Below are 25432 nucleotides of genomic sequence, written 5' to 3' on the forward strand. Positions count from 1 at the left end.
ATGAGCTTATTCTGTTTAATAGTACCCATATGCTGAGGGTAAGCTCATTTTTATCAACAGAAATAAAACTGATGGTTTATTATATGTATAAGGGTCTGTAAAATAAACTGTGTCAGGGCATTGATTCATAAGGATTGATGCCTTGAATATTTAATTCAAATCTAATATCATTCGACCAGGAAACCAAATAGCAAGTTTCTGAGCAGTGATTGCCCAATTACCCAAAGGCATAGTCCATTTCTGGCTGATGTTATTGTGAGCCAGGTAAATGAGCTTTAATAGTGCCATATCAGAGGTAAATGCGCCTTTAGTTTTGGTCACCTTGCGTACTTGCCGATGAAATCCCTCAATCGTATTGGTGGTATAAATTAGTCGACGTACATCAGCATCATATCTGAAATAGCTTGTCAGCTTTGGCCAGTTATTTCTCCAGGACTCAATCACCTTTTCATATTTTCTACCCCATTTAGCTTCCAGATCATCAAGCCTAAGTTCGGCCTGTTCAAGAGTATCTGCTTTATAAACGGGCTTCAGGTCTGCCATGAACGTTTTCTGGTCTTTGGAAGCTACATATTTTAAGCTATTTCTAATTTGGTGGACTACGCAGGTCTGGATTTCTGCTTGAGGGAACACTGTACCGATGGCAGCAGGGAATCCATTAAGGTTATCAATACAGGCGATCAAAATGTCTTTTACACCTCTGTTTTGTAAATCGGTTAATACCGAGAGCCAGAAATTTGCCCCCTCGCTTTGTGACACATACATACCTAAGAGAGCTTTATAGCCATGACGGTCTATTCCAATAATATTATAGACTGCATGAGAAATCATTCGATGATCCTCTTTTACTTTATAATGCATTGCGTCCAGCCAGACAATGGTATACAGATCGTCCAGTGGGCGCGATTGCCATTCCTTCACCTCAGGAATAATCTTGTCTGTAATGGCTGATAAGGTGGCGTGGCTGATATCAGTATCGTACATATCCTTGATATGTTTGGAGATATCCCTTAGGCTCATGCCTAAACCATACATGCCGATAATCTTTGATTCCAGGCTCTCAGCAAGGATAGTTTCCCGCTTACGGATGATCTCTGGCTCAAAGGTTGCGCTGCGATCCCTTGGGGTATCGATTGAAATAGTTCCTGAGGATGTTCTGACTTCTTTGCTAGTTTTACCGTTCTTTCGATTACCAGAAAGGCGTTCATCAGCATCCAGATGGCTATCTAATTCAGCTTCCAAAGCCGAATCCAGAAAGCTTTTGAGTAAAGGGGCGAATGCTCCATCCTTACCATACAGTGATTTGCCCGAACGCAATTGCTCTAGGGCTTTTTGCTTCATTTGCTCATATTCGAGCTGCTCATCTTTTTTCATATTATAAACTGTGTCTCTAAGTTAATAAATAACTATCTGACACAGTTTATTTTACACTCTCAAATAATATATAAATTTGAATTCTCGCCTCCTAAACCGGTTCGAAAAAAGGGAGGGTTACAGATCCAATTGTTGACTTTGGACCTCTTTCATCATTAATGTTGAAATCAGGCATTGGCTCATCCCCAATTAGTATCGAATCTCTTTTTAATATCTTCAACGCATAGACCGGGTCAAGAGGTCGGCGTTCATAGTTTGAAATAGAGTCTATTGCGAGTGGTTTGAGCGAAAATTCCTTACTTTTTATTATAGCAGACTTTGATAGAAAGGCAGCAATAAGGTCTCCTTCTTTGTTTCCAAAAACATTTGAAAAGAAAAGTGCATTTATAACCTCAAAATCGCCATCTTGAAACTCCTCATCTACAGCTTCTGGCACAGAAATTTTCTCGTATTACATTTGCATTTTAAAAAATTGAGCAATAATGAGAAGATCGCATTCAGTTATATGTTCATCCATCTGTATGCATTCCATTGCAGGAGGTGTTTTTGGTAATCCAAATACTGGCACCGGTAATCTAATAGATAAGTTTTTCCCATTTTTAGTCTGTAATGGCTTTGGATCAAGTTGCTACAAGATACACTAAAAGTATTAATACGATTCTTCAGCTTTATGCATCGGTGTTTAAAAGAGGTTGCTTCTTTGAGCTGAACAATAGTTTAATGCTCAACTTCGCATTCAATATGAAGCTGTTCTTGCTCATCTACAGGCTATTTATTTGGCTGTAGATGAGCAAGAACACATATATGAAAAGGGTTAAAAAAATATCCACTGTTATTAAGAGGTGGTTAGATAATTGGACTAACACTTCTACATATTTTAAGTATTATGCAGAAATAAGAAAGGACATTTACACAAGTAATACAATAGGTGGAATCATTGACAAATAAGCAAAAAATTAATACCAAGGTTGCCTAAGTATCAGATCCGTCAATGCTAAAGTTCGCATACTTAGCCTACAGAGACTTCTCTAAAAAATGGACAATGGCAATGTGGAACAGGAGTGTATATCTCATCAATATGAGTGGCCCGTTATAGACCGATTAATCACTGCTAAAAACTCGTTTACTTAGCCTTCAAAGACTTTTTCTAAAAAGTGGACAATGCCAATTTGGAACTTGATCTTGACAATTCCGCAGCTCCATATTATTATTGGTGATAGATTAAAAGCCTTCGACCATTTCTTACTAGGAGGAGGCTGATCGCCTACTCCTAGTAAGAAATGGTGTTGACAGTTCACTTTACACTCCCAAACGACCGTTCACATTATTGCCCTACGTAATTCATTTTACAGTATCTCATCATTTGCGAAATATGTTTTCAAAGCATTTACAAATTCTGAAAATGGTTTTCCATCTCTCCAGATAGGTCTATTCACATAAACACTTTCTGTTTTATTATCAAGATTCACTTTAATATCCTCAGACAAAGTCAAACTTGTAAGGCCACTGTCCCAATTTTTTATTTTGTCACCAATCTGATAACCTATATCAGTAACAAAATTTGAATTGCTAGTAAAATACTCTTCATCAATGTTAGTTTCATCATCGGGTCTTGTTAATACACACAACGCATAATGCTCTTTCTCTAACACAGCTGTTCTTCCCTGAAGGATTGACATTCTTACATTCTCTTTTCCTCTAATTACATTCTTAATTTCAATAGAATAACCTTTAGTTTTCAAAATGATTTCAAAGTCTTTTCCCAAATCTGGATTAAACAATTCCATCTCCATATCTATATTTTGAAAAACTTTTTTGAATGCATCTTCAGCAGTTCTACCTATTTTTTGCCATCTTATTCTTTGATTCCTTATAACTATCATTTCTTGCGCTTTTGAAATAAGGGCTTCAGGTCCTAACTCGTTCGCAACTGCTTCAAGCCTCTGCATATGTTCAACTGATAGATTGATTTCAGCAAGTTTAGAAATATCTTCAATAGATTTCCCAGAATCCTTGAGTGCTTTAATGTGCGTGCTAAATCCTTCTCCGAGAGAGATAACATATAAAACATCCCTTTTTGCAGCGAATGTTTTTAGATAACTCGAGGCGTCAGAATGCTTATCAAACCAGGAATTAACTGTATTAAAAACATCGTGGAATTTACCACCGACTGCGACTTTAGCCGAAATTTCATTATCTTCAAAAAGCTTATCGATATGCTTTGTAATAAAATTAACGTCTGTAGTTCTAAAATCAGCAACTTGTATCTCATTTGCAATTAAAAACTCTTTTGGATTGTAGTTACAGTGATCTTGTACTATAGTCTTTAAATCCTCATCAAAATATCTTGGATTGTCTTCTTTATACAACAACTCTTCATATGCTTTAAAAACTCCGTTCCATTTACTCGGTTCCTGACCATCCTGAATAACCATCTTAGTATTTTGAGTGGGGACTACCTTGTATTTTGTTAAAAAAAGCTTAATATCATCTCTCGATGAATTTAAGTAGTTTAAGAACCTATTAAGCCAATAGTAGGCAGCTTTTAAATCCTCTTCAAAATAAACTTTAGCAAACTGCGTCATAGTAATCTCATTTTGTACTAAGTAGCAGAAATACTTTGCTGTCCACAATTCTGCAGGATACTGGTAATTATCATAATCAATCGCTATGTATTTCTTATCGCCAAAACTATTTGGCAATAACTCTTTAATCAAATTTAACCACTCCTCTCTTTTGTGCGCCCTATCGGTCTTGAACAAAGTATTAATGTGAAGAATTGCTAAAATTTGTTCAACTGATGCTGTTTCTACAGGTATTTTGCTAATAACTTCGTTGTTTAGAGACTTATAAAAATTTTCTAAATCGAATGGCGCAATCCCAGGAACATCAATTCCTAATGCTCTATTTAAAAATTCTAAATCTAAGTCTCTGCCTAACCTATGTGAAACAAACTTCATTTCATCATCAATAGTTGGATATAATCTAACCTCACCTCTTACTTTTAGTTCATTCTTTTCATTTGGATAAATAGGGAATGTTTCACCCAATGTGGAGTTGATAGATTGCAGATATTGATAGACAATCTTTAGACTTTCATAAGGAAATCCATTTTCTGTTATTATCAAAGTAGGCAAATTGCTCAGCAGCTGTTCAAGAGAAATCGAGATATTTTCAGGCCAGTTCTCAATTTCTTGATTGATAACTTTATCTAGAAAAGAATAACATTTATTGTTTGGAATTTGGTCAGGTAACAATCCGATTAATACTTCGTAAAATGAATCTCCACTAGCTTCAGTTAACAATGGAAACTTACTTTCACCAATTCTAATTAATTTTTTAGAGACTGTTTGTACCAACTCTTTTGTCGTCAGAAAATCTCTGATTGGTTTCTGTATGTTTTTGAGATACCAATCCTCACCTGTGTAATTCTTTGATTCAATAGGCAGGCCAGATAAGGTCAAATAATACAAATTATCGACTTTCGCGTTTACAAGTAAATCCAAAAACAAAAGATACTCCTTCCTGAACTCTAACATACAAATTCTATTAGCATCAGGTGTAAATTCCTTTTCTGACTCTGTTTCTCTTTTAGTTACAACACCATCTCTCGGTTCTGTAGGCCTGAAATCATTGTGTTGAATAAATACCGGCAGGTTGAAGTTTTCTGTACCAATTAAGGGAAACTCTCTGAATAGCACCGCTCTATTTTCCAAACTTTTTAACAAATAACCATCCATGGTTTCAGCTACAGGAATTCCAAAAATAAGATTATCGGTTTCGCTATAAAGTATACCATCGTTATTACCGGAACTAACATATTTTAAGCCCGATACCTTTGAAATGCCAGGCTCAATTCGATATAGATTAGAAGTGCTATTTCTAATTATTTTGATGGATTTTATTTTCTTTCTTATGATGTCTCCTCCATTAACCAATAAAGTAAATACAACGTTCTTTTCAAGTTCATCTAATCCCTTTTCGGCATATTTTCTACCAGATTCACTTAATTCATAAACAAAAGAATGAGTATAACTATCGAATATCTCCGGAGGCAAATCACCTATTTTATTGATCTCATCAAAAGTTGTTTTGATGGATCTTTTCATTTTTATTAAAGCTTCTCTTTCTTCCAATGTTGCGGAAGTTCTATCAACTGCTATCTGAAATTTTCTTTCTCCAACAGTATTTCGATGGATGCCTGAGATATTGAGTACCTTACTAAGAATATGAGTCGTAACAAAACCGGTTCCATACTTTCCTGTTGTACCGTCATCGCCACCAAGTGATTTTGTAGATTTCTTATGTAAGATTGCGATTAAATGCTTGGTTTCAAATGGCGCGCCATTGTGGCTGATAGTAATTTTATCATTTTCAAGCATAAAAGTTATATCTACACCTAATCCTTCATCAGTATCTTTTGCATTTTGCAGGAACTCCCATACCCACCTTGTTTTTTGTAATTCATCTCTATTTGTTAAACTATTTACATCGTGAATAATATCACGGGCTTCACTGTCAACTCGTAGTTTTTCGCGTTCTTCTTCAGCTTCTGTCATCATGTCAATTTCAAAATATTTTTGAATTAAATACTATTTATTACTATAACTTATTGGTTGATATCTAGGAATGCCCAGTGACTTCGAAAAAGCTCCTATTACTAAATATCGTTTAATATTACAGGAATGGGAATTTAATTTTCGGCATAGCAAAGACTGTGTTTTCTCAATATTATTTAAAAAATTGAGCTATCTATATAGGTATTTTTTTTGAATAATTATACCAGATTTGTTCCTATCTAGTGATCATAATGCACAAATTATGTCTTATCAAAAACCTATTCAGCAGGCTCCACGACTTCCATCTGTAAGATATTTTTCTTCGGATAATTGAACGCAATCGAAGTAATGACCGGAATTACAAAAACAGCCACCGTGAAAATTGAAACAAACAAATGCGTCTGCTCTCCTTCTATCGCATGAGAAACCGCTGATTCAGGATAGAAATGAGTAAACAATGATGAAGTCAGTTTAATCCCCAATACTCCTATCACCACAAACGCAACTGTCTCCAAAAAGCTAAACTTCTCCATCAGCTTCACGAAAGCCTGGGCTACAAAACGCATCGCAAGAATTCCTATAAATACCCCGATGTAAATCAGCCAGATGTTATCTGTAAATGCTACCGCAGCAAATACATTATCTATAGAAAAAGCCAAGTCCATCACTTCCACCAATGCAACGGTCGCCCAAAATGTGCCTACCAATCCTACGGTTGACTTATATATCCAACTTTTACTTTTATCTACCTCCTCTTCTTCGCCTTCGGCATTTTTATTCTTCTTCAAAAAATAGTCTATAGCCAGGTAAAGCAAATACAATCCACCTAAAGGCTTCAACCACCATATTTGAACCAACCAAGCGGCAAGGAATAAACATATCCCACGAAACACATAGGCTCCTATAATGCCATACTTCAAAGCTTTGTCTCTTTGATCTTTAGGCAGATCCATCACCATGGTCGCCAAAACCGCAGCGTTATCTACAGAAAGCAAGCTTTCTATCACCACCAGGTTCAACACTACGAGTAGTCCGGCCTGGATGTCATCTCCTAAAATAGTGTGTAAAAAATCCATCATATCCTATAATTTTAAGGTGTTATTTATTGTCTGTTCAGGTTATATCTTTCTTAAAACCGTCCTCAATACGGAGAGCATAAAAAGGATAAAAAAGGCAATCAGTACCGGAGCAAAAACTTCAAACCAGCCCATGCTGCCGGTAATGATTTTGATCAGAAAGAGGATCACACTGAACAGTATTCCCAGTGAGATTACAGCTTTTTTAAAACCTGTTTGATGAGCCGTAGTTTTCTTAGTTCTTCTCTTCGCCACGATGCGTATTTCTTTAAAAATTTATGGAAACGTAATTTCAACTCTTCTGTTCTTTTTTCTACCGGCATTGGTATCATTTAATGCGATTGGATTTTCTATTCCTTTCCCTGTTGCTACTACCCTATTTTGGGCAATACTTTTTGACACTAGGTATTGTTTAAAAGCATCGGCCCTCGCCTGCGAAATGGTTTGGTTAATAGCTAATGACCCATCGCTACTGGCATATCCATTTACCTGGATGGATGATGCTGGATTTTTACTCAGGTAAGACGTGATTTGTTTGATCAATGATTGATCTATGCGACTAAATGAAGCAGAACCCTGTGCAAAGGTTGCAGGAATTTTATTGTTTAATCGCTTAATAACTGCAGCGGCATTGCTAGATACTGCTTCTGGTTGTGCGGGAGCTGTTTCAGCACTTTCGGTAACGGAGGTTGCTATTTTTGGCTCAGTGGTTGCAGAAGGACTTTCGGGTCTGGGTTTGGTACTGGCAATGCCAGCGCCTAGTTTGGCCTGTGCTTCAGCTATAGTAGAAGAAGTATCTTTCACAGCTAATTCCTGTGGTGCACCACCAGATTCACTGACCTTTGCTGAGCGGGTTGAATAATACCAGATTCCACCACCAATTATTAAGATACCTGTCAGCGCGACAATCCAGTTTTTTGAACCGGATGAATTTGCTGGTACTGTTGTTCCTGCAGCCTCTCCTTTGGTTAAATCAAATTTAGAATTGCCTGGTGTTTTGTTGGATGTTTCTTTAGCAGATCCATCGTTTTTGTTTAAATCGAATGCCATTATTTCTATCAGATTAGGTATACATATCTACTAATGTTTGCAGGCTGCCGGTATGTGCTCTGCCCATAGCTTCGAATTCCCAGGTGTCACCAACGCGGAACAAACGACCGAATTCTACAGCATCTTCGTTAGTGTATTGGTCTCTCAGATCATAGCGCATAATTTCTTCACCATTGCTTTCATCAACGATTCGGATATAACAGTCATTCACTTGCCCAAAGTTCAGGTCTAGTGTTCTGCGGTCTTTTTTGTTATCATGAGGGTATTTACAGATGGTGCAGCAGATAATGATCTGTTCAATCTTGTGACTAACTTTAGAGAGGTCGATAAACATATCTTCATCATCGTCGCCATCGCTCCTTTTCCCATCGGGATCATCAATGGCGCCAAGGATTGCACCATCTTCGGTAAGGGGTCTGAATAAACCTTTCTCTATTTGATCTTCGATCTGGTTACCCATACGTAGCTGACCATAAAATGTAAAGTAGGAATCTGAGGGGATCTTGAAGTTACTGCCTATGGAGAAGGCGGACACGTCCAAATCAAACTCCGGTCCTCCGGGTTCATCGTTAGGATCCCATCCCATGCCTATTTTCACAACTGAAAGTCCGGGCGCTGCCTTGGACAGGGAGAACCGATCTCCCTTGCTTAAATTAAAACTGCTCATATGTTTCTTATTGATATAATTCTATTAGTGTATATAATCCGCCTGAAAAAGCCTGACCCAGCGCTTCTACATTCCATTCGCCTCCATTTCTGGAAATAGCAGCAATGATCAGGGAGTCTTCAGTAGTAAAGTTTTCCTGCAGCTTGTACTGGCACAGCACGGAATTGTCTACCGCATTTCTGATATTGATATAAGAATTCTGCACATGACCGAAATGATGGCCTCTTTCTTCGCATTGATCTATGGTGACCGCAAAATAGAGGAACTCAACCCTGGAATCTATTTTACCGAGGTTGATATGGATCACTTCATCATCGCCCTCACCTTCGCCACCCCTGCTATCGCCGGGATAATGGGCAGAGCCATCCGGACTTGTTTCATTGTTATAGAAGATGAAGTACTCATCTGCTACCAATTTACCATCTGCACCCAACATGAATAGGGACAGGTCCAGATCTACCGGATGGCCGTTTACGGTGGCAGGATCCCAACCTAAACCGGCTATAATTTTATTTAGCCCTGGTTGTTCTTTGGTAATTGATACTGGTTTTCTTTTTTCTACTTGTATAGCCATAATATTTTTATATTAAATTGATCTCCGGTCACTATCCTTTTTTAGGAGGGATAGGCGGAAGTTTTACTGGATTCACTTTTGTGGGAACAGGAGGTTTAACTTCTGGTAACCTGGGCGTAATGATTGGCGGCGGCGTAGCGGCACTGGCAACCTTTTTTGGTGGCAAAGGAGGTGGCAGTTTGGGTATTGGTAGTGCAGGTCTTGCAGGTGGTTGTGCAGGAGCTTGCGACTTAGCCTGAACCGGCGCCTTTGCGGGTGCTGCGTAGTTAGCGGCAGAGATTCCTGCGAAAACGGCTTTCATGGTGTCGCTAACATCTGCTGATTGCACTTCTTTTACATGCTGGTATTTCTTAAGGAGTTTACCGGAGAAATAGGAAGTACTGATGGCCGCTGTGCCTAAAAGAATAACTACATTTTCTGTAACAATACCGGCAGATTTTAACAGGTCATCTATCGCAGCATAAATCATGCTGTCGTTAGAGTAATATTGCAGCCTGTCATTGAGGTTATTGGCGTTGACCTTAAACCAGTATGCATTACCATCAGACAGCTCTGCATCTCCTTTGATAATAGGGCTTGTACTTTCGAGCAGACTGGCACAAAATGGGAGCAAAACAGCAATCTCTGTATCCTTATCGATTGATAAATAGGAATTCTGGAGAATGATGTATTCTACAATCATATCGGCCAGAATCCTTACTCTCGGGTCTGCACCCTGACCTTCGAGTTTGAAAGTCCCTATCGCTTCAGCGTTGATGTCTTTGTACAATTTTGCATAGAGCACATCATCAACTCCGCTGAGTAACAAAACCGCTTTTTGTGAAGGTAAAGTTCCTTTACCAGCCAGCACGCTAAAGAGCGTCTTGTTATACAATACACGGTCTAAATTGAAATACCCGGCTTCCTGAAACAAGTGTTCTATGAGCGATTTTTCCTGATCTTCTATATCTGTATCAAACAAAAAACGTAATGGGAAATGCTGCCGGTAGGATTCTATAGACTCCGCTTTATATAAAACCGTGTTCAGGAAATGTGATAGGTATTGTTCTATGCCATAGTAGAACAGTTGCTTTACCGGTTTTTTGTTCCCGTAAATGGTGAAATGTTTGCTTGGGTCTTTGATGATTTCAAAGTAATTCCCGTAGCTATTAGGATCATGTCTGTTAAAGCGTTCTCTTGCTGCACTACCAAAAATAAAGTCGTTACCGTTCACATAGAAGTACAGGGGAATCTCATTTGATTCCTTGATACTTAATGGCGCATAGGGATTACTTTCTGATTGATACCAGAAAGTAACCATACGTTTGGATATTTTTGCTAATACACAGAATCTCATGGCGTTTATTGTTTTTGGATTCCTTTAAGCAGATGTTTTTCAAAGAATTTCATCCCTTCTAAAATGATGATTGGCGCTACATAGTCGAACTCCTTCTGATCGTCGTGCTTGCGCTTTTGTGCTTTGATAAAACCGGGTTCTCCTTTGATATAATTTTCGATATTCATATCCTGGAAGCCGGCCATAAAATCTGCATTATTCATTTTTAAGCCGAACATACTGGAGGATACTTTATAGAACAGATCTGCGAAGTCCATAAATCTCGGACAATGGGCTTTGCCATCTGGCGGCAGACAAATAAAATGGTTACCAATGTGTTCCAACATCTCTGGAGTGATCGAATTGGTGGATTCCAGGTATTTGAACTCTCCTGCAGGCGTAACCACACAGAAATTATCTTCCCCGAGTATCTCTATAGCCTGTTTATTGGTAGGCACAAGGATACTGGTGATATGGGTAGGAATTGCGAGACCTTTGGATACCTCATACTTGACATCGGCATTGTCTGTTCCGCGCTGTGAGTTGATATCGATAATTTTTAAAGGACTGGTATGAATTGGCGTAATGGTCTGTCTTGCGACAGCTTCTCCGCCCATTCCCCTGATAAACATCTGGGTATAATAATCGTCGGCTGCTGCCGGGTTAACGGCAGTGAACCAATCAAAAATTCTGGATCCCTTTCCTGCAAAAGCAATCTTAATTTTAGGTGGAATTGCTTTAACTGCTGCCGGGGCATCTTCAGATTTTACGATTTCGGTTCTTAGTTTATAGGCCAGCTGCCCTGCGTAGAACATGATCAGTCCTGTCACATACAAGTTAATGCTCATCATCTCCTTACACTCTGCAGCAATCAGCAGGTAAAAGGTTTCAAAGTCTGAGGCCTCTAACCTGTCTACTACCTGTTCAAAATAATAGGGAGCAGTGTTTTCAGAAAACTTATTGGTACCCTTATTTAATCCCTGGATGGAGATGTTTTTCTTTTCGCACATCCTTAACAGGACGTTCTTAAAGTTGGGCGAATATTTAGTGGCCTGTGCAATTCTTTCTGCTGCAAAACGGATAGAGTTCTGTTTGATCATTGCTTTGCCACCTTCCATCTGGCATAAGGCGGTGATATCAGTAGTACTGCCACCAATGTCAAAACACAATACCAGCTCGCCAGGATTAATGGAATAGCCGCCATTTGGTCGAACTAAATAATTCGCTACCGCACAGGCTTCAGAAAGCGATTCTTCATTACTTAGTTTTTTGAAGTCGAATTTCACCGGACCGGTTTCGGTAGCGATATTGACCGCAGCTACAGCTTTGTTTGTCGTCTCACTGCCCCAGCCACCCGCATTAGCAGGAGCTTTAGTTTCACTTCCCCATCCGGTAGTGGTTTCGGCTGTTCCCCAGCCTGAAGCAGACACAGGTGCTGCCGCAGCGCCACTGCCCCAACTGGTTTCAGCTGCAGGCGTACTCCACGCACTTCCACCAGAAGTATCACCCAGATCTGAAAGATCAGACGGAGGATAAGTTTTTAATTTGACGTTACCCACAATCGGAGAAATCTCTTTCAGTGAATCCCAGATTGCCCGGTATTCACTTAGCAATTCCTTACCCATTGAAGAGGGATAAGACCATTTTAGCGTGTGCGGCTCATGGTTTTCAACAAATAGCTGTGCATAAACGTGCAGTAACAGTGAGCTCAGATAAGCAGTTTTATAACTCTTATCAATAGGTTGGGTAGACCATTTCATATTGTATACTAATTCTGCCCTCCCTACTCTATTGTAGCTCAATATGTATCGGTTGTCTTCTGCAGTTTCTATCGGCAGGTTCTTCTCAAAGCAGGGAAAACCACCTTTAATAGCTTGCGCCATTAATGAATCATTCTGTATGTTATTTTCATTAATTACCCTTCTGGAATCGTGAATGGTAAGCACAGATTTAATGGCATTGGTCAGAATTTCATCGTTCTGAAAAAAGAAAATCTCATCCTCCACAGCCGGACGCTCGTCGTTATTTTTCGCATCGGTAGATAAAAGGGAAACTCTTTTATTGGTCAGTTTCAGGCTTTCACACACCTCATTTTTATGATCGGAAAAATAAGCGATAGACGAGTTGGTACTGCCAAAGTCGACCCCCAGATAGGCTTTGGATAACGATTTCGGAGAATTGAGCATATTGACGGGCAGTGATTGTGTATTTCCTGATCCGTCATACCGTATAATTCCAAAACCACAGTCAATACCTGCATGGGCAAATTTTACGCCTTTAAAAGGCCTGTTGCTTTCATAGATTTCGTATTTGTATTTGTTATCCGCAACCGCATTATTTGAGGTAATATGTAACTGTGCTTTTAAATCCCCGTACTTTTCAGGAATCACCGCTGCTCTTCCATTGCTGGCCAGATACAAGGGCACTCCATTTTCATCTAAAACGATCCGGAAGAAGTCGTCATCAATATTCCCGATAAATGGTGTCGCCTGAAACTTCGCATCATTATGCGGAATCTCTGAATACAGGAAATAACGGTTCCATTGTTTGGAAATGAAATTGGGCCACATCAATATGTCTTTGCCTACAATCGAATCGGAGGTTACTTTGTAGATTACCTCTTTAATAATCTCATTTCCGGTTTCTGTATACAGCTTTAGGTTAACCGTTAAACGTTCGCCATTTTTATCGTTTGGATCGTAGATTGCAGTGATCCGAGATTTTACATTCGAAGCGTCTGAAATACCTACCAGCGCATCCAGTGTAGCGCCGAAAACATTTAAGGCCAGGGGAGTTAGTGGTAAGGTAAAGTAAGCATAGTTATTGGGCTGACCTTTGGTTTCTGCAGCGAGTAACAGGATAGGTTTAGCTTTCAAATAGTTTTTGGTTTCCATACCTTCTCTGCCAAAATCAATCTGTGCGATTTCGGTAGTATCTGGCAGGAGCAAATCTTTGGGATCAAAACTGATCCTTCCGTTTAACGGGTCATTATAGATGATCCCTTCCGAACCGTATAATTCGGTAGAATAGTTAAACAGGATGCTGAAAGGGTAATTGAATAAAGAACCCACTTCCGGGGGCGTCTGGTTATCTAATTTGGGATAACCCTTCTTTTGCTGATAAACCACCATCTCATCCAGCCATCCCTGAAGAGAGGAAGATAGATTACCATATTCTGGTCTGATCAGTTCTTCCAAACCTGCATAATTAGCCCTGAATTTTTCAATATGATGGAGGATATGTTTGGCGTAACCATAGAGTGTAAAAAGCTCCTGCGGATTTAATTCTGATTGTAAGGGATCTATAAACTTACCGTTCTGTACGTTGACGAATGGCAGTTTATCTTTAACATTATAGGCTACAGAGGTGAACAGAAAGCTGTCTGGCGAAGTTCCGCCTACCACACTCCCTTTAAAAGAGATCACATCAATGAAAGGGATTTTATCTGCATTGTTGGCCAGCGACTGATCGCACCACAAAGGCTGGCGCTCAAAGAGCATATTTCCAAAGGCACCTACGGGTTCATATATATTCGCTGTATTGATGAGCGGATTTCCATCGGTATAGGCTAAGTGCACCCGGCTCACCTCTATATCTTTATAGTTTAAAGCGATACAGCTGATAAAACCTTTCCATTCACTAATCAGCGACTTATAAAAGAGCATCAAACCAGCTGCTTCCGCATCTTTATCCTGGATGTTATCCAGCGCTCCTTTAAACAAGTTAGCACGAGCAAATACAGATGGGATACCAGATACAATGGTTCCTATGTTGACAGAAGAGTTGCCTTCTTTGTCAACCGCTATTTCGGGTATTAAAATGTTCTTGGTAAAAACTTCTAATTGAGGGATCTTGTCCCAGGCAAATTCAACTCCATTAGGTTCAGTCTTAGGATGAACTTTTATCGCCAGTGCTTTTATTCTTTTATCTGACATGTTAGTTTATATCGAAGTTTTGTGAAATAGTCAATGCGTTGAAAATGTGAGCGAGGAATTTCTCTTTGGTAGTGTTTACCTTTTGCTCATCCTTCGGACCAGTGTTAATGAGTTTCGCCACAAAGGTGTCGTAACGGTCGCCAAATATTCCGCCCTTAGACCAGTGGTGTTTGTCGTCGAGGAACATTGTTCCTACGTCTAGTTTTTTCAGCTCTGCCTGGTTATCTGGAAAAGCCCGGCTATCAAACAGGAATTTGCCCGGCGCCACAGAGTTCCGCACCTGATACAGCCAGCCCGGGATAAACCTGGCATCTTTAAAACTATAGGCGAACAGCTTGAAGTACTCATTGATATCCTTACATTCCGTGTCTGTAATAGTGCTGTATTGATTCAGCTTTTGGTTTTCACACTGTCTGATAAAGCCTTTGATACCGGCGTCATCGAACGCAGCACCATTCTTGGTTAAGGAGATATGCGCAAGGGAAAAGAGCGCTCCCAGTTTGTTGACAAATATTTCACCCGCTTTATTGTCTTTACCAATAAAATCATCAAAAGAGAAATTGAACGAATTGTCTTTAAATTCAACTGCTTTGTACAGATAATCTGCCTTTGCACTGTCGAAACCAGTAGAACGCGTAAAGAAGTCGTAGGCCGCACAAGCACAAAGCAGCTCCGTAATATGGCATGCGTTCTTTTGCTCACTGCCACCTGTTATGGTTTGGTTGGAAGTATTATTTCCATCTATCTTTTTACTTTCTATCGGCCAGCCGATATGATACAATAACTTATAACACTTTTGTACGGTTGGATCACTTTGATAAAACTGCAGGGCGGCCTGACTATTCAAAGGAAAGAAGGAGGAGTCGGCAATTACGCTATTGGCTTTGGTCGACTTCTGTTGCGCATCTGGTTTATTGAAGGTAAAATACTCCGTCAATAAAGTAGAACCGAATTTAGCCTTAGAAAAATCGATGCTCGCATTTCCATTGGAACGGATCTTCACAAAATCCTGCAATGCTTTAGGAATTACCGGAATCGAAGATGCCCCAGTACCTCCGAAAACAGAACCAAAAATAAACACCCTTGCATTTGCACCCGCTTTTTCAAGCTTGCCCATGAAAGCATCCAGTTCACGTTCCTGAGATTGCACTGCAGATCCTTTCAAAATATTTCTCGCTGCTTCGACTATTCCATGATACATCAGCATAGAACCCAGATGTGTCTGGGCACGGTAACCATGGTCCAAAGCAAATTCCTGTACAGAACTGGTATCCAGGAATAAATCAGACACCAGTTTATTGGCCTTCTGTTGCTCCGGTGTACCCGTGCTGATCTTCGTGATATTTTTATAGTTTTCTCTTCCGGGACCTGAATAGTTTGTCCAGAAACGATGCAGGTTAAGCTTAGCAGAGAAGAAGGTATTTGCATTAGGCGTTCCACCTTCCGCAGTTGTACCCGATGTTTTGATCCGGTTGTATAAGTTAATCAGCTCTTCTACCCTACCCTTATTGCCGTTATTCTGGTCAGTGTCAAGCGTTAACACCTCTATTTCCTGGTTATCAAACATGCCTATGCCACATAAGTGTACAAAAGATTCAAGGCAGCGCATTCCAGTACCGCCTATGGCGATGACAAATAATTTATCCATTAAAATGTATTTAGGAAATTAAAACCAGTGACCGATTTTGCCGTTTGCGAATACTTTACTTAGTATAAAGCCCAGCAGGATGTACAAGACGAAGCCTATGGCCGTTCCCATACTCAATGCACTTACATAATTGTTGACTACCATAATATTTGCATCCGGCTTGAAGATGAAGTAACCTAGCAAGAAAGCCAGGATTGGATTTAAGATAGCCAGGATCCAGAACCAGGTCTTCCGCGATTGCGGATCTTTAGGATTGCTGCCTCCTTCAAACTTGATCGCATTAGCAATGATTGCTGATAAAATTAGAAAGATAAAGGCGGTGATGATGGTGATGATATAAGCTGATGTAGATTGCATGTTCTATTTTTTTGAGGTTAATTATTGTTGTGTTTTGATGTAGTATGAATAGATTACTTTATTGGCTGGTGTAAGTTCCTGTAAGGTATTTTTAACAGACTCATACAAAGCTGTATTTGGTATTTTCTTAGCATTTAGCCATTGGAATTTTGATAATTTCGGATTCGTCAGGTTAGGGATGGCTGTATTCAATACGATATCGGTTTTGACCAATCCATTAGAATTTTGGATGTTTTTGATACTGAACTTAGGGTCAAAGGAAACTCCGAATTCTGCATTCTTATTGTCAGTATTTTTAGTGTTTGTGAATAACGTCTTGTTCAGCACAAAAACTTCATTCAATGCGCTTCCCGCTGCTGGTTGATATACCCATTGCTCCTTCAACTTGCCATCAGTATTGTAACATGAGAGTGCGATTGGATCCGTTTCATTGTCAGCGAACTTAGCTTCCCCATTACTTCCTTTAGTTAATTTAGGCTGGTGTTTTTTGGCCTCGGCGGATTTAGCAAAGTTTTCAAAATCGGTGGTCACATCCGCAACTTTTACATCAAAATCACCATAGGTATAGCTGTCATTATTACTCAGGTCGATATATAACTTTCTAAAAAAATCAGTAAACTGTCCCTGAGCAGCAAACGTAGTATGCAACTGATCTATCGTATTCCAGTCTAATCCCAAAGGATAGAATTCAAAATGATTTCCGTCTTTCAATCCGTTCACATATCCTTCTTTTAAATCCAGCACATTTTTAGCCGCATCAGATTTACCGGATGGATCATAAAATACTCCTCCTGATTTTTCGCCAGCGTATCCGGTGCGCAGTTTGTAAGATTTATTAGACAAATCAAAACGCGTTGTTAACGGTGCCAGCTGAGCCTCCAGTTTGGTGATCATGCTCGAACTATTGGGATTGCCACAGTTGAAAATGGTGAAATACAAGTGTTTCTGCACACCGGCCTCATTATAATCAGCAATAAAAAAATGTATGGTATTTCCTTTTGCCAGCCATTTAGAGAAGGGTATTTTCAAAAATGCGGTATTGGTTACTTCAATGTTCTTTTGCCACTCTTCAAAATCAGTGATGAGGAGTGCATCGTTATTACCTTCGACAATTTTTTCTACGGTACCCTGGATCGGTGCCCATATGTCTGCATACTGAGCAGGATTACTAACCTGCTGACCTAGTTCCGTAGTGTTCGAAATATTTAAAGGGGTTATTTTATTCGCACCCAGTTTGTACACTTCAAATTTTTCAGCTAAAACTGTATTAAAGCAGTTGGTCATCATCCCCTTAATTGCCGGATCTGAGAAAGCTTTGTTAATACCTGAAGAGAAATCGATATACAAAGCAGGATTACCTGTTTTCGAATTTGCACTATTCGGCAAGATGGTATTGTTGTAGGCTTCAATGCGTTTACCCAATTCCTGGTCGTATGGATTGAATTTTACATCTTCGAAGGGTGTTTCTGACACACCACTTGGTTTACTACCAGAACATCCTGTTAGGGCAACCATCAGCATAAGCACGCCAGATACACTGATCGTCTTCAGCTCATTTTTCATTTTCATATGCTATTTCTTATGTATTTTAATAGAGAAATTTGGGGGACATTATTTATTTCACCTTTGTTACTTCCAATCTGGAAATGACTTCTTTTAAAATCGCCGCATGTTTATATAAATCGTCGAGGGAATCCAGTTCATATTTGATCTCCTTTTTATTCTCGTCGAGGATTGCCAGATATTTTTTGGTGTTCAGGTAAAGTCTGCAGATCGTCTTACGGTTATTGTCATCCAGCAGGATAGCGAAATAAGAAAGGGCATCCCTGTAAGTGATTCTTTTCGAATCTGTAGTCTCTCTCAGAATGGATTTCACTATAAAAAATCCTTCAATCTCTTCTTCAGTAGTAATGATGCCAGATTCTTGATCAGATGTCACTACAGTTTCTGCAATCTTCGTTGCTTCGGCAGCATCTTTTTCTTTTTCCTGATTTAAGGCAGATTTAAGACGTTCGTTAATGGCATCACTGATCAGTTGATTGAAAGAGCGTTTGATAATTGGTGCAAATTGCTCTTTGACTTTAGCAGTTATGACTTTTGGAAAAACCTGTTTTGTGAAGAATGTGATAAAACCTTCTGATGGATCTGCAATCTCCTTATGCAACAGCGCCTTTAGCTCATTCAGGTATTTCAGTTCACTCGCCGTGTTAGTGATATTTTCTACATCAAAATACGACTTATGAAATTTCTTCAATTCTAATAGTTCTGCATCTTTAATTTCGGTTAACTTGAATTCAAAGAAAGGAGTGTTGTCCATTTTGTTCTTCTCCATAAGATCAGTATAGAAACGATAAACCAAGCCATTGGTCAGCAGACCAAACTTCGCCTTAGTGGTATGAAAATATCTGAAAAGTTGTGAATTATGAGGGTCGAGATTCTCCAGGTGGTGTTTGCATTCAATCAATATGGTAGGCTCGCCATCTTTCATAATGGCATAATCTACCTTCTCTCCTTTCTTAATTCCTAAATCGGCAATGAATTCCGGATTGACTTCAAATGGGTTGAATACATCGTAACCCATAATCTGAATAAAAGGCATTACCAAAGCATTTTTTGTAGCTTCTTCTGTTTGTATTTGAGGCAACATCTTCTCTACACGAGATCCCAGTTGTGCTATCTGATCTTTAAAATCCATTCAAAATTCTCTTTAATGATTAGCTAATTGTTGTAATTGAAATGTGCCATAAGCCTATTTGCTTTTTTTGCCTTCCCAGGCACAAAGACTCATCTTTTTATTCTTTGCAGTCTGAGCTGAAATTTTGACTATTTTAAACTGGCAATTGCGCAGGCCTTTGCAGGTAGGCGACAAATGGTATTTGTCAGTTTTGTGGTTATTACAGATGTAAACCTCGCCAGGTCCTTTAGAGATGGCGGCATTGAAGAAAATGCTGAGAGATAGTAAAATTGTTATCATATACTTTATTTGTGGTGAGTGATAATTTTTGTGTGAAACTTATACGTTTCTGTTATCAAAAGTATACAGCGGAATGCTGGTAATCTTACGGGAAACCGTAAAGCAGAATATATTTAATGAATCTATTTTTCAGCGATTTAACTTGGAAATAGCATTATTCTCAGGCAGGATCAGGTGTAAGAATAAGCAAACAGGTGTTAGAGAAATGATCACATTTACTAAAGATTGATGATTACCCTTAGCAACAGCATCAGTTGACAAGTAGATTATTTATTGCCTACCTGGTTAGCTAAATATGGTAGGTAAACCTTTGCTTACCTACCAGGAAATAAAAAGATAAATTTTAAAGTCTGAAACTAGTCTGACGTGATAAAATCGCTCAGATAACTACATTCATTGACTGCTTTTTGATAAAATGCCGTTTTTTTGTATTGTTGCATCTCACTGAAGTAGCTATTTTCTCTAAGCCGTTGAGCATATTGCTTTTCACGCTCAACATAGCTATCATAATCGTCCATGAATGACGGATACACATGTTCTTTCTGCTCGCATTTGGCGGCCATAAAAGTACATTTCGCCTTCAATTCCGGATCATGACTAAGCTCACGGGCTTCCAGATAATACTGTTTAGCCTGCGAAGCATTGATATAGTCACGGTCATAATAATAGAGTTGCTTCCGGCCAACGTCATTGATAGACCAGCTGTAAGCGATCAGCCCCCATGAGTTACCATACATAGAGGTGTTATATAAACCATTGGCCAGCTGAAAGCAGGCAGTGCTATTTTTGGGATCCGACCGTAGCTGGCTCTCCAGCTCAGCCATTTTCTGTGCGAAAGTGAGTTTCGTGTAACGTTTGCCGCCAAAATATTTGGGATAGTCGTTAATATCCACCATAAATGGATCGCCCTGGTAGCTTTCGCCTTCGCTGTATACATCCTCTCCATTGTAAGGCTTAGTGATGATTTTCCTGTCTCTGATATGCTGAAACGCAGCTACTGCATTGCTGTAACGGTGCTCACGCAAGGCGATAGTTCCCAGTAGCTCAAATAGATTGTCGGCTTTCACACGTTTCAGGCCATGGCTCAAAAAATCCAGATACTGATCACCACTGACACCATTTTTCCAGTCAATGACTTGCTGAAGCTGGGCGCTGTGTAAATAATTATACCAAAAACCGGGCATTTCCGTAGATTTATACTTGTTGTCGACCGACAAGTCACTGTTCAACATAACAAGGGCTGCCCGGGCAGTATCTCCCTGGCGCAGGTAGGCAGGTGCCAGAACATGGGTGTAGAAGTTGCGCTGGGTAATTGCAAATTGGTTGTTATGATCGGACTTTTCATCGAGCCACTTTAAAGAAGGTAGCAATGCAACTTCATCTATTGCTTTGAGCTGTTTGATGTGCTGGGAAGATAACAGCAGCTTTACGATTTGTTTTTGATCATTGAGTTTTTGGCTGAGTCTCTGCCCATCTGATTTTTGGAGTGCAGCCAGTCCATCATCTGGCTTGTTCTGTATAAAGTATAAATAAGCAGAGGTTAAATCCCCTATTTGCGGTTCAGTATAGCGGCCATCGCTGCTCAGCTTGGTACAAAAGTTACGAAGTTTTTCAATGTGAGCTTCGTACTTCGTTTTTACGCTATCAGGCATAGCTACGAAAAAGCTGCCCTGAGGCAAAGATTTCGGGCCTGCTGCCTGGGGTTGCTGACTAAAATAAAACCATACTACAGCGAGCGCTCCGCTGAAAAGCAATGCCCCAGCCAATACTTTATAAACGGCTTTTCCTTCCTGCTTTTTAAATGCCAGTATGAACAGTATCCCCGCCAGTAGAATCGTTGCTGCAGCTACCCACAAGATCCATTTCTTTGATGCGGAATGAGCTTCCGGGCCCTTCTTGCTCAGCCCGGAGCGGTCACTGTAAAATTGATCGGTGTTATTGTTGAGGGCCGGGGTCAGGTAATATTGCTCTAACTTATTGATTTCCCGCAGCAATAATACGCCCACTAGTGATGATGTTGGCGCATTGTCATACACCTCCTCCAGATTATCGGTTTCAATTTCCGGGTTGGCAAAACCTTTGATGGCATACAGGTTTGCTTTTTCCCTGGGTGTTTGTGCCAGCTTGATCACCTGGTCAAATGGAGCATCAATATAATGGTAATTGCGGTAGGCCTGAAGTCTGCGTTCGGGATATCCTGCAAATACTTTGGAAAACAGGTATGCAGCCTGGATGGTATCACCGAGGCGGCGCTCCTCTCCTGCCTTTAAGGCCAGAGCCCAGCCCTTGATATGGCTTGATGATGATACCGTGGCAATATGCTGGTCAAATATTTTTTTTGCCTCCTCAAAATCACCTGCGTAATGATTTAATTTTTGAGCCTGGTAAAAATACCGCAGCTTCAAAAAACTATCATTCTCTTCCATTGCTGACTGTACCGCTGTCGCCGCTTCATCTTTGAGTCCTGCCGTGTCTACAGGTGCAGGTTCCCAATAGTTATAATTGGACTGACCTAATAGTTCTGCCTCTACAGCAAACTGGTAATATTTTCTGGCATGATCATGCCCTGGTTCTTTGAGGCTGATAAAGAAGCTGTTGCTTGTTAAACTATCTGCTGCTGCCGGATCCTGTTCGAAAAAGTGGAAAGCCCGCTCTTTGCCGGCACTGTCCAAATGGTACATGATCTTTTCTACATCTGCTGGCTTTACGTCCGCTCCTAAGTACTTTGCCCATTCAGCTGAGTTGATGGCGGCTTCACTTGCCGGTTCTTCATCCCCATAAGTAAACTTATAGTCTGTAAAATAAAAAGCGCCGTATTCCTTCTGCCCCTGGATATCGGGATGAAAGAAAGAGGTGTAATAATCGTAGGGATCGGGCTCGTCCGCGCAGGCCATAATGATGGCCACGCTCATCAGGCACAAGCCGGTAATACTAACGAAATACAGCAGCAGTTTTGGCAAGGTCTTCATAGGTGTAGTGTTTAAGCGTTGGTTCGTCGAGGTGAAAATAAATGATTTTTAACGTATCTGATGGTAAATATTGCTGAATGTAGCTGGCAGCAGCAAACAACTGGTCAGCAGACAGTCGCTCCAGCCTGATCTCATCCCCGCGCAATAAACCAAATGCGGGCAGATCTTTTTGCAAGGTGTAAAGGTTGTTGCCCCCTGGTTTAAAAGTTTGGTGATCTGTAAAGTTCCCGGAGCCCAGTCTCTTGGCGATCCCTGCATATTGTTTGTGCCTGAATACCACCGCCCAGCTGAATAAAGGCAGCCCCACATCGAGTGGTACAGGATAATTACCTAAGTTCTTACCTGCATATTTTTCCAGTTCTTCTTGCTCCAGTATTGAATTCTGATCTCCATATTTGCGCAGGTTACCCATATTGTAACACATCAGCATCGCGCGGTCAACCGGTGGTATACCATTTCTTGCCTGATATTTGAGCTGATGCAGGCGGAGCGTAGCAGACAGGATCTTGTTTTTCAGCTTTGGGTTGGATTTGATCCGGCGCAGCAGGTAGAAATAATTATCCCGGGTACTTCGCGTCCAGTCGCAATCGATCTGCAGTTCCTGATAAGATAGCTTCCCGGAAGGTTTGATCCGGCCTTCTACGTAATAAACAATCTTAGCAGCGAGGTCATCCAATTGCCGCGGATTTTGGTTTTTAAGCACATCATTAACAATAAATACAACAGGAATGAGCTGGATGGAATCAGGCAATGCTGATTTGAAGCTGACCGGCGATACAGGCTGAGGCCCATTGTCGCCATAATCCACATCCATTAACCGCACATAAAGTTCCTTACTATGCAGGGCATTCACGTATTTACTTTCCAGCGGATTGTTTTCATAGACTGTTTTCCAGTAATAAAAGCTGGTGCTGACTACCCTGTCTCTGCGACAGGAAACCAGGAAAAACAGGATCAATCCTGTGAGCAATAGGATCAGTTTCGGCATCTTCATACAGTTCAGTGCGGCATATGAGTGATAAATTAAATCTATGCAGAACCATACCTGATTAACAAACCTTGATCGTGATTGTTGGCCAAATGCAAATTATTATCTGGAAATTAAACATCTTGCTGATTCGAATGTTATCCTGTCAGAAACTATGCGACTTTCTTCACTGTATCCTATATGAAAAAAACGATTTGTTTATTCTTTTTGCTGGCAGTTATACTACAAGCCACAGCTCAAACTAAAACGGCGGGAGCACCAACTTTACCAGTGCGGACGGGGCAGCATTCCTTCACCATTCAATGGATTACATTTGAAAAAGGGAACAAACCAGGAACAGTAATGATCCGGAAAATCGGAGATAATGAATATAGTATTGAAGGTGAGCAAAGGGACAAGCTTAAAAACGACTATGTAACGATAAAAGGTACCTTTTTGGCAAAGGGAAGAGAACTCAAGTTCAATGGAAAAATTGTATCACAGGTCTCCTATGTCAATAATGGGAAGCCCTGCGAAAGTACCGGCCTGGTTATTTTTAAAGCTTCCGGAAAACGCAAATACTGGCGCTTACAGCAGATGCTTAATTGTGATGGCAGTTCAACAGATTATATAGACATATTCTTTTGATCAATCTTTTTAACCTGACAACGATCAGCCTCTATTTGATATTTAGCATAGCTTGAAATTCAAATGAATTTGTATACTATAACTTGGTCAAGACCTGCTTCATCAACCTGAACCGTCTTAACCTCTCCTTCCGCCAGGATGAATGTCTGATCATAAATTTGTAAAAACGATATTTCAGCACGTAGGCTTTCTTTTCAGCACTTATTGGGGTCATTGATATTTATAAACTAGAGTTCAGCATGTGTCGCGAACAGATATACAGCAATTGAAATGGAGGATTGTTTCTTTATAGTCAGAAAGAAAACAACCCTCACATTTCTGAGCGCTAAAATTAGCTTGATCTTAAATGAGGATTTCTATCAGCGGTTAACTGGTATGACAAAAATTCGAACAGGTTTTACAGCCATTAGAATTTATATATATTGTTTTTGCCTCAGCTATAGCAGAGATACACATCGAGAATTCTCCCAGATACAACCTGTGATCCGGATGAGGCAAATAAGTACAGTCTTCACTGTGGACTTCATGATCACCCGTATTTGTCTGGGCATTTTTATTTACGTAGTACTTCTTCATAACGGTTGTGGTTGTTACGGCAAAAGTATCCATGTAAACAGACCCTTTATTACGGGATCCCGTAATCAGATCAGATAATTTTTTTATCCTTACAGTAAGCAACCAACTGCTCGTTACTGGAGATATTTAATGAGGTCTTGATAGAGCTGAGTCGTTTTTCAACGCTGCTTAAGCCTGCAGGTTTGATATTATTTTCCTGTAAATAGGCAGGGATATTTTTTTGCGGCGTTCCGTTACAGAGCAGTTTGATGATCTGGATATCGTAAGTCTTAAAGTCGTAAGAGTTTTCTACTCTTTTCTTGCGCATCAAATCTGCGGAGCGGTATTTCTTATTGTTCGCAACAGCATCTACGGCACGTCTGAGATCTTCTGCATCATAACGCGCTTTACGAACATAGCCATCAATATCTAAGTCAGTGAACAGCTGGTCTACAATATTCAGGTTACTTTCAACAGAAAAAACAATCACCTTAACACTTGGCTGTAGCAGTTTAACTGCTTTGATCAATTCCCTTCCCCCCTTTATTTGTTGGATATTCTTGTCTTCGTCAAATGATAAGTCGGTAATCAATAAATCAAAAGGCTGTCCTTTGGAAAGGGCTATTTGAAAAAGCTCCAGTGCTTCATCACAGTAAGTCCTGAATTCTTTCTGGCTAACACCTACATCATCAAGCGTTTTACGCAAAGAAATATTAGCGTGTTCCCAGTCTTCTGCTATCAATACTTTTTTAAACATCATTCAG

General features: G+C 40.0%; 20 protein-coding genes. 1 reads left to right on the forward strand and 19 read right to left on the reverse strand.

Going from position 1 to position 25432, the window contains the following annotated elements:
* Nucleotides 1-150: 150 nt before the first annotated feature.
* The 17 genes from OQX62_RS09650 to OQX62_RS09730 all read right to left on the reverse strand — a co-directional run bounded on the left by OQX62_RS09650 (nt 151) and on the right by OQX62_RS09730 (nt 23486).
* Complete coding sequence (locus tag OQX62_RS09650) at nt 151-1374, reverse strand: IS256 family transposase (protein WP_265831280.1); 1224 nt, start codon at nt 1372-1374, stop codon at nt 151-153.
* A gap of 91 nt (nt 1375-1465) precedes the next feature.
* Nucleotides 1466-1810, reverse strand: coding sequence for a hypothetical protein (locus tag OQX62_RS09655; protein WP_265831281.1), 345 nt, complete (start codon nt 1808-1810; stop codon nt 1466-1468).
* Between the two features lie 910 nt (nt 1811-2720).
* The gene (locus OQX62_RS09660) at nt 2721-5936 is read right to left on the reverse strand and encodes a sacsin N-terminal ATP-binding-like domain-containing protein (protein WP_265831282.1); all 3216 of its coding nucleotides are present in this window, start codon (nt 5934-5936) and stop codon (nt 2721-2723) included.
* 275 nt (nt 5937-6211) lie between these two features.
* Nucleotides 6212-7009: a TerC family protein gene (locus OQX62_RS09665; protein WP_265831283.1), complete on the reverse strand. Its 798-nt coding sequence runs from the start codon at nt 7007-7009 to the stop codon at nt 6212-6214.
* A 42-nt stretch (nt 7010-7051) separates the two neighbouring features.
* Complete coding sequence (locus OQX62_RS09670; protein WP_265831284.1) at nt 7052-7264, reverse strand: hypothetical protein; 213 nt, start codon at nt 7262-7264, stop codon at nt 7052-7054.
* A 21-nt stretch (nt 7265-7285) separates the two neighbouring features.
* Complete coding sequence (locus OQX62_RS09675; RefSeq protein ID WP_265831285.1) at nt 7286-8059, reverse strand: OmpA family protein; 774 nt, start codon at nt 8057-8059, stop codon at nt 7286-7288.
* Between the two features lie 13 nt (nt 8060-8072).
* The gene (locus tag OQX62_RS09680; protein ID WP_265831286.1) at nt 8073-8726 is read right to left on the reverse strand and encodes a TerD family protein; all 654 of its coding nucleotides are present in this window, start codon (nt 8724-8726) and stop codon (nt 8073-8075) included.
* Nucleotides 8727-8733: 7 nt separating this feature from the next.
* Nucleotides 8734-9300: a TerD family protein gene (locus OQX62_RS09685; protein ID WP_265831287.1), complete on the reverse strand. Its 567-nt coding sequence runs from the start codon at nt 9298-9300 to the stop codon at nt 8734-8736.
* A 31-nt stretch (nt 9301-9331) separates the two neighbouring features.
* Nucleotides 9332-10636: a hypothetical protein gene (locus OQX62_RS09690; RefSeq protein ID WP_265831288.1), complete on the reverse strand. Its 1305-nt coding sequence runs from the start codon at nt 10634-10636 to the stop codon at nt 9332-9334.
* 5 nt (nt 10637-10641) lie between these two features.
* Entirely contained in the window at nt 10642-14550 is a 3909-nt protein-coding gene (locus OQX62_RS09695) for a hypothetical protein (RefSeq protein WP_265831289.1), read from the reverse strand.
* 1 nt (nt 14551) lies between these two features.
* Nucleotides 14552-16198 (reverse strand): hypothetical protein, encoded by a 1647-nt coding sequence (locus OQX62_RS09700; protein WP_265831290.1) that lies wholly within the window; start codon nt 16196-16198, stop codon nt 14552-14554.
* Nucleotides 16199-16216: 18 nt separating this feature from the next.
* A complete protein-coding gene (locus OQX62_RS09705) occupies nt 16217-16555 on the reverse strand; it encodes a hypothetical protein (protein WP_265831291.1) in 339 nt (112 codons plus the stop codon).
* Between the two features lie 21 nt (nt 16556-16576).
* Nucleotides 16577-18124 carry a hypothetical protein gene (locus OQX62_RS09710; protein WP_265831293.1) on the reverse strand — a complete coding sequence of 516 codons (1548 nt, stop codon included), beginning with the start codon at nt 18122-18124 and terminating at the stop codon, nt 16577-16579.
* Between the two features lie 46 nt (nt 18125-18170).
* A complete protein-coding gene (locus tag OQX62_RS09715; RefSeq protein ID WP_265831294.1) occupies nt 18171-19250 on the reverse strand; it encodes a type I restriction endonuclease in 1080 nt (359 codons plus the stop codon).
* Nucleotides 19251-19304: 54 nt separating this feature from the next.
* Nucleotides 19305-19529 (reverse strand): hypothetical protein, encoded by a 225-nt coding sequence (locus OQX62_RS09720; protein ID WP_265831295.1) that lies wholly within the window; start codon nt 19527-19529, stop codon nt 19305-19307.
* A gap of 356 nt (nt 19530-19885) precedes the next feature.
* Nucleotides 19886-22498, reverse strand: a complete 2613-nt coding sequence (locus OQX62_RS09725) for a hypothetical protein (protein ID WP_265831296.1) — start codon at nt 22496-22498, stop codon at nt 19886-19888.
* A complete protein-coding gene (locus tag OQX62_RS09730; RefSeq protein WP_265831297.1) occupies nt 22461-23486 on the reverse strand; it encodes a hypothetical protein in 1026 nt (341 codons plus the stop codon). Before OQX62_RS09730 ends, OQX62_RS09725 begins: the two co-directional genes overlap by 38 nt.
* Before the next feature lie 180 nt (nt 23487-23666).
* Here OQX62_RS09730 and OQX62_RS09735 point away from each other — a divergent pair, with 180 nt between their 5' ends.
* Nucleotides 23667-24113: a hypothetical protein gene (locus OQX62_RS09735; protein ID WP_265831298.1), complete on the forward strand. Its 447-nt coding sequence runs from the start codon at nt 23667-23669 to the stop codon at nt 24111-24113.
* A 366-nt stretch (nt 24114-24479) separates the two neighbouring features.
* Here OQX62_RS09735 and OQX62_RS09740 read toward each other — a convergent pair whose 3' ends face one another.
* Nucleotides 24480-24689 carry a hypothetical protein gene (locus OQX62_RS09740; protein ID WP_265831299.1) on the reverse strand — a complete coding sequence of 70 codons (210 nt, stop codon included), beginning with the start codon at nt 24687-24689 and terminating at the stop codon, nt 24480-24482.
* 70 nt (nt 24690-24759) lie between these two features.
* Nucleotides 24760-25428 (reverse strand): response regulator, encoded by a 669-nt coding sequence (locus tag OQX62_RS09745; RefSeq protein ID WP_265831300.1) that lies wholly within the window; start codon nt 25426-25428, stop codon nt 24760-24762.
* Between the last annotated feature and the right edge of the window lie 4 nt (nt 25429-25432).

Source organism: Pedobacter sp. MR2016-24 (genome assembly GCF_026239655.1).
Lineage (GTDB): Bacteria > Bacteroidota > Bacteroidia > Sphingobacteriales > Sphingobacteriaceae > Pedobacter.

Excerpts from the sequence above, each read along its gene's own strand:
- OQX62_RS09650 (WP_265831280.1), bottom strand. The coding sequence starts at position 1,374 with ATGAAAAAAGATGAGCAGCTCGAATATGAGCAAATGAAGCAAAAAGCC.
- OQX62_RS09660 (WP_265831282.1), bottom strand. The coding sequence starts at position 5,936 with ATGATGACAGAAGCTGAAGAAGAACGCGAAAAACTACGAGTTGACAGT.
- OQX62_RS09665 (WP_265831283.1), bottom strand. The coding sequence starts at position 7,009 with ATGGATTTTTTACACACTATTTTAGGAGATGACATCCAGGCCGGACTA.
- OQX62_RS09675 (WP_265831285.1), bottom strand. The coding sequence starts at position 8,059 with ATGGCATTCGATTTAAACAAAAACGATGGATCTGCTAAAGAAACATCC.
- OQX62_RS09680 (WP_265831286.1), bottom strand. The coding sequence starts at position 8,726 with ATGAGCAGTTTTAATTTAAGCAAGGGAGATCGGTTCTCCCTGTCCAAG.
- OQX62_RS09685 (WP_265831287.1), bottom strand. The coding sequence starts at position 9,300 with ATGGCTATACAAGTAGAAAAAAGAAAACCAGTATCAATTACCAAAGAA.
- OQX62_RS09690 (WP_265831288.1), bottom strand. The coding sequence starts at position 10,636 with ATGAGATTCTGTGTATTAGCAAAAATATCCAAACGTATGGTTACTTTC.
- OQX62_RS09695 (WP_265831289.1), bottom strand. The coding sequence starts at position 14,550 with ATGTCAGATAAAAGAATAAAAGCACTGGCGATAAAAGTTCATCCTAAG.
- OQX62_RS09700 (WP_265831290.1), bottom strand. The coding sequence starts at position 16,198 with ATGGATAAATTATTTGTCATCGCCATAGGCGGTACTGGAATGCGCTGC.
- OQX62_RS09705 (WP_265831291.1), bottom strand. The coding sequence starts at position 16,555 with ATGCAATCTACATCAGCTTATATCATCACCATCATCACCGCCTTTATC.
- OQX62_RS09710 (WP_265831293.1), bottom strand. The coding sequence starts at position 18,124 with ATGAAAATGAAAAATGAGCTGAAGACGATCAGTGTATCTGGCGTGCTT.
- OQX62_RS09715 (WP_265831294.1), bottom strand. The coding sequence starts at position 19,250 with ATGGATTTTAAAGATCAGATAGCACAACTGGGATCTCGTGTAGAGAAG.
- OQX62_RS09720 (WP_265831295.1), bottom strand. The coding sequence starts at position 19,529 with ATGATAACAATTTTACTATCTCTCAGCATTTTCTTCAATGCCGCCATC.
- OQX62_RS09725 (WP_265831296.1), bottom strand. The coding sequence starts at position 22,498 with ATGAAGACCTTGCCAAAACTGCTGCTGTATTTCGTTAGTATTACCGGC.
- OQX62_RS09730 (WP_265831297.1), bottom strand. The coding sequence starts at position 23,486 with ATGCCGAAACTGATCCTATTGCTCACAGGATTGATCCTGTTTTTCCTG.
- OQX62_RS09735 (WP_265831298.1), top strand. The coding sequence starts at position 23,667 with ATGAAAAAAACGATTTGTTTATTCTTTTTGCTGGCAGTTATACTACAA.
- OQX62_RS09740 (WP_265831299.1), bottom strand. The coding sequence starts at position 24,689 with ATGAAGAAGTACTACGTAAATAAAAATGCCCAGACAAATACGGGTGAT.
- OQX62_RS09745 (WP_265831300.1), bottom strand. The coding sequence starts at position 25,428 with ATGATGTTTAAAAAAGTATTGATAGCAGAAGACTGGGAACACGCTAAT.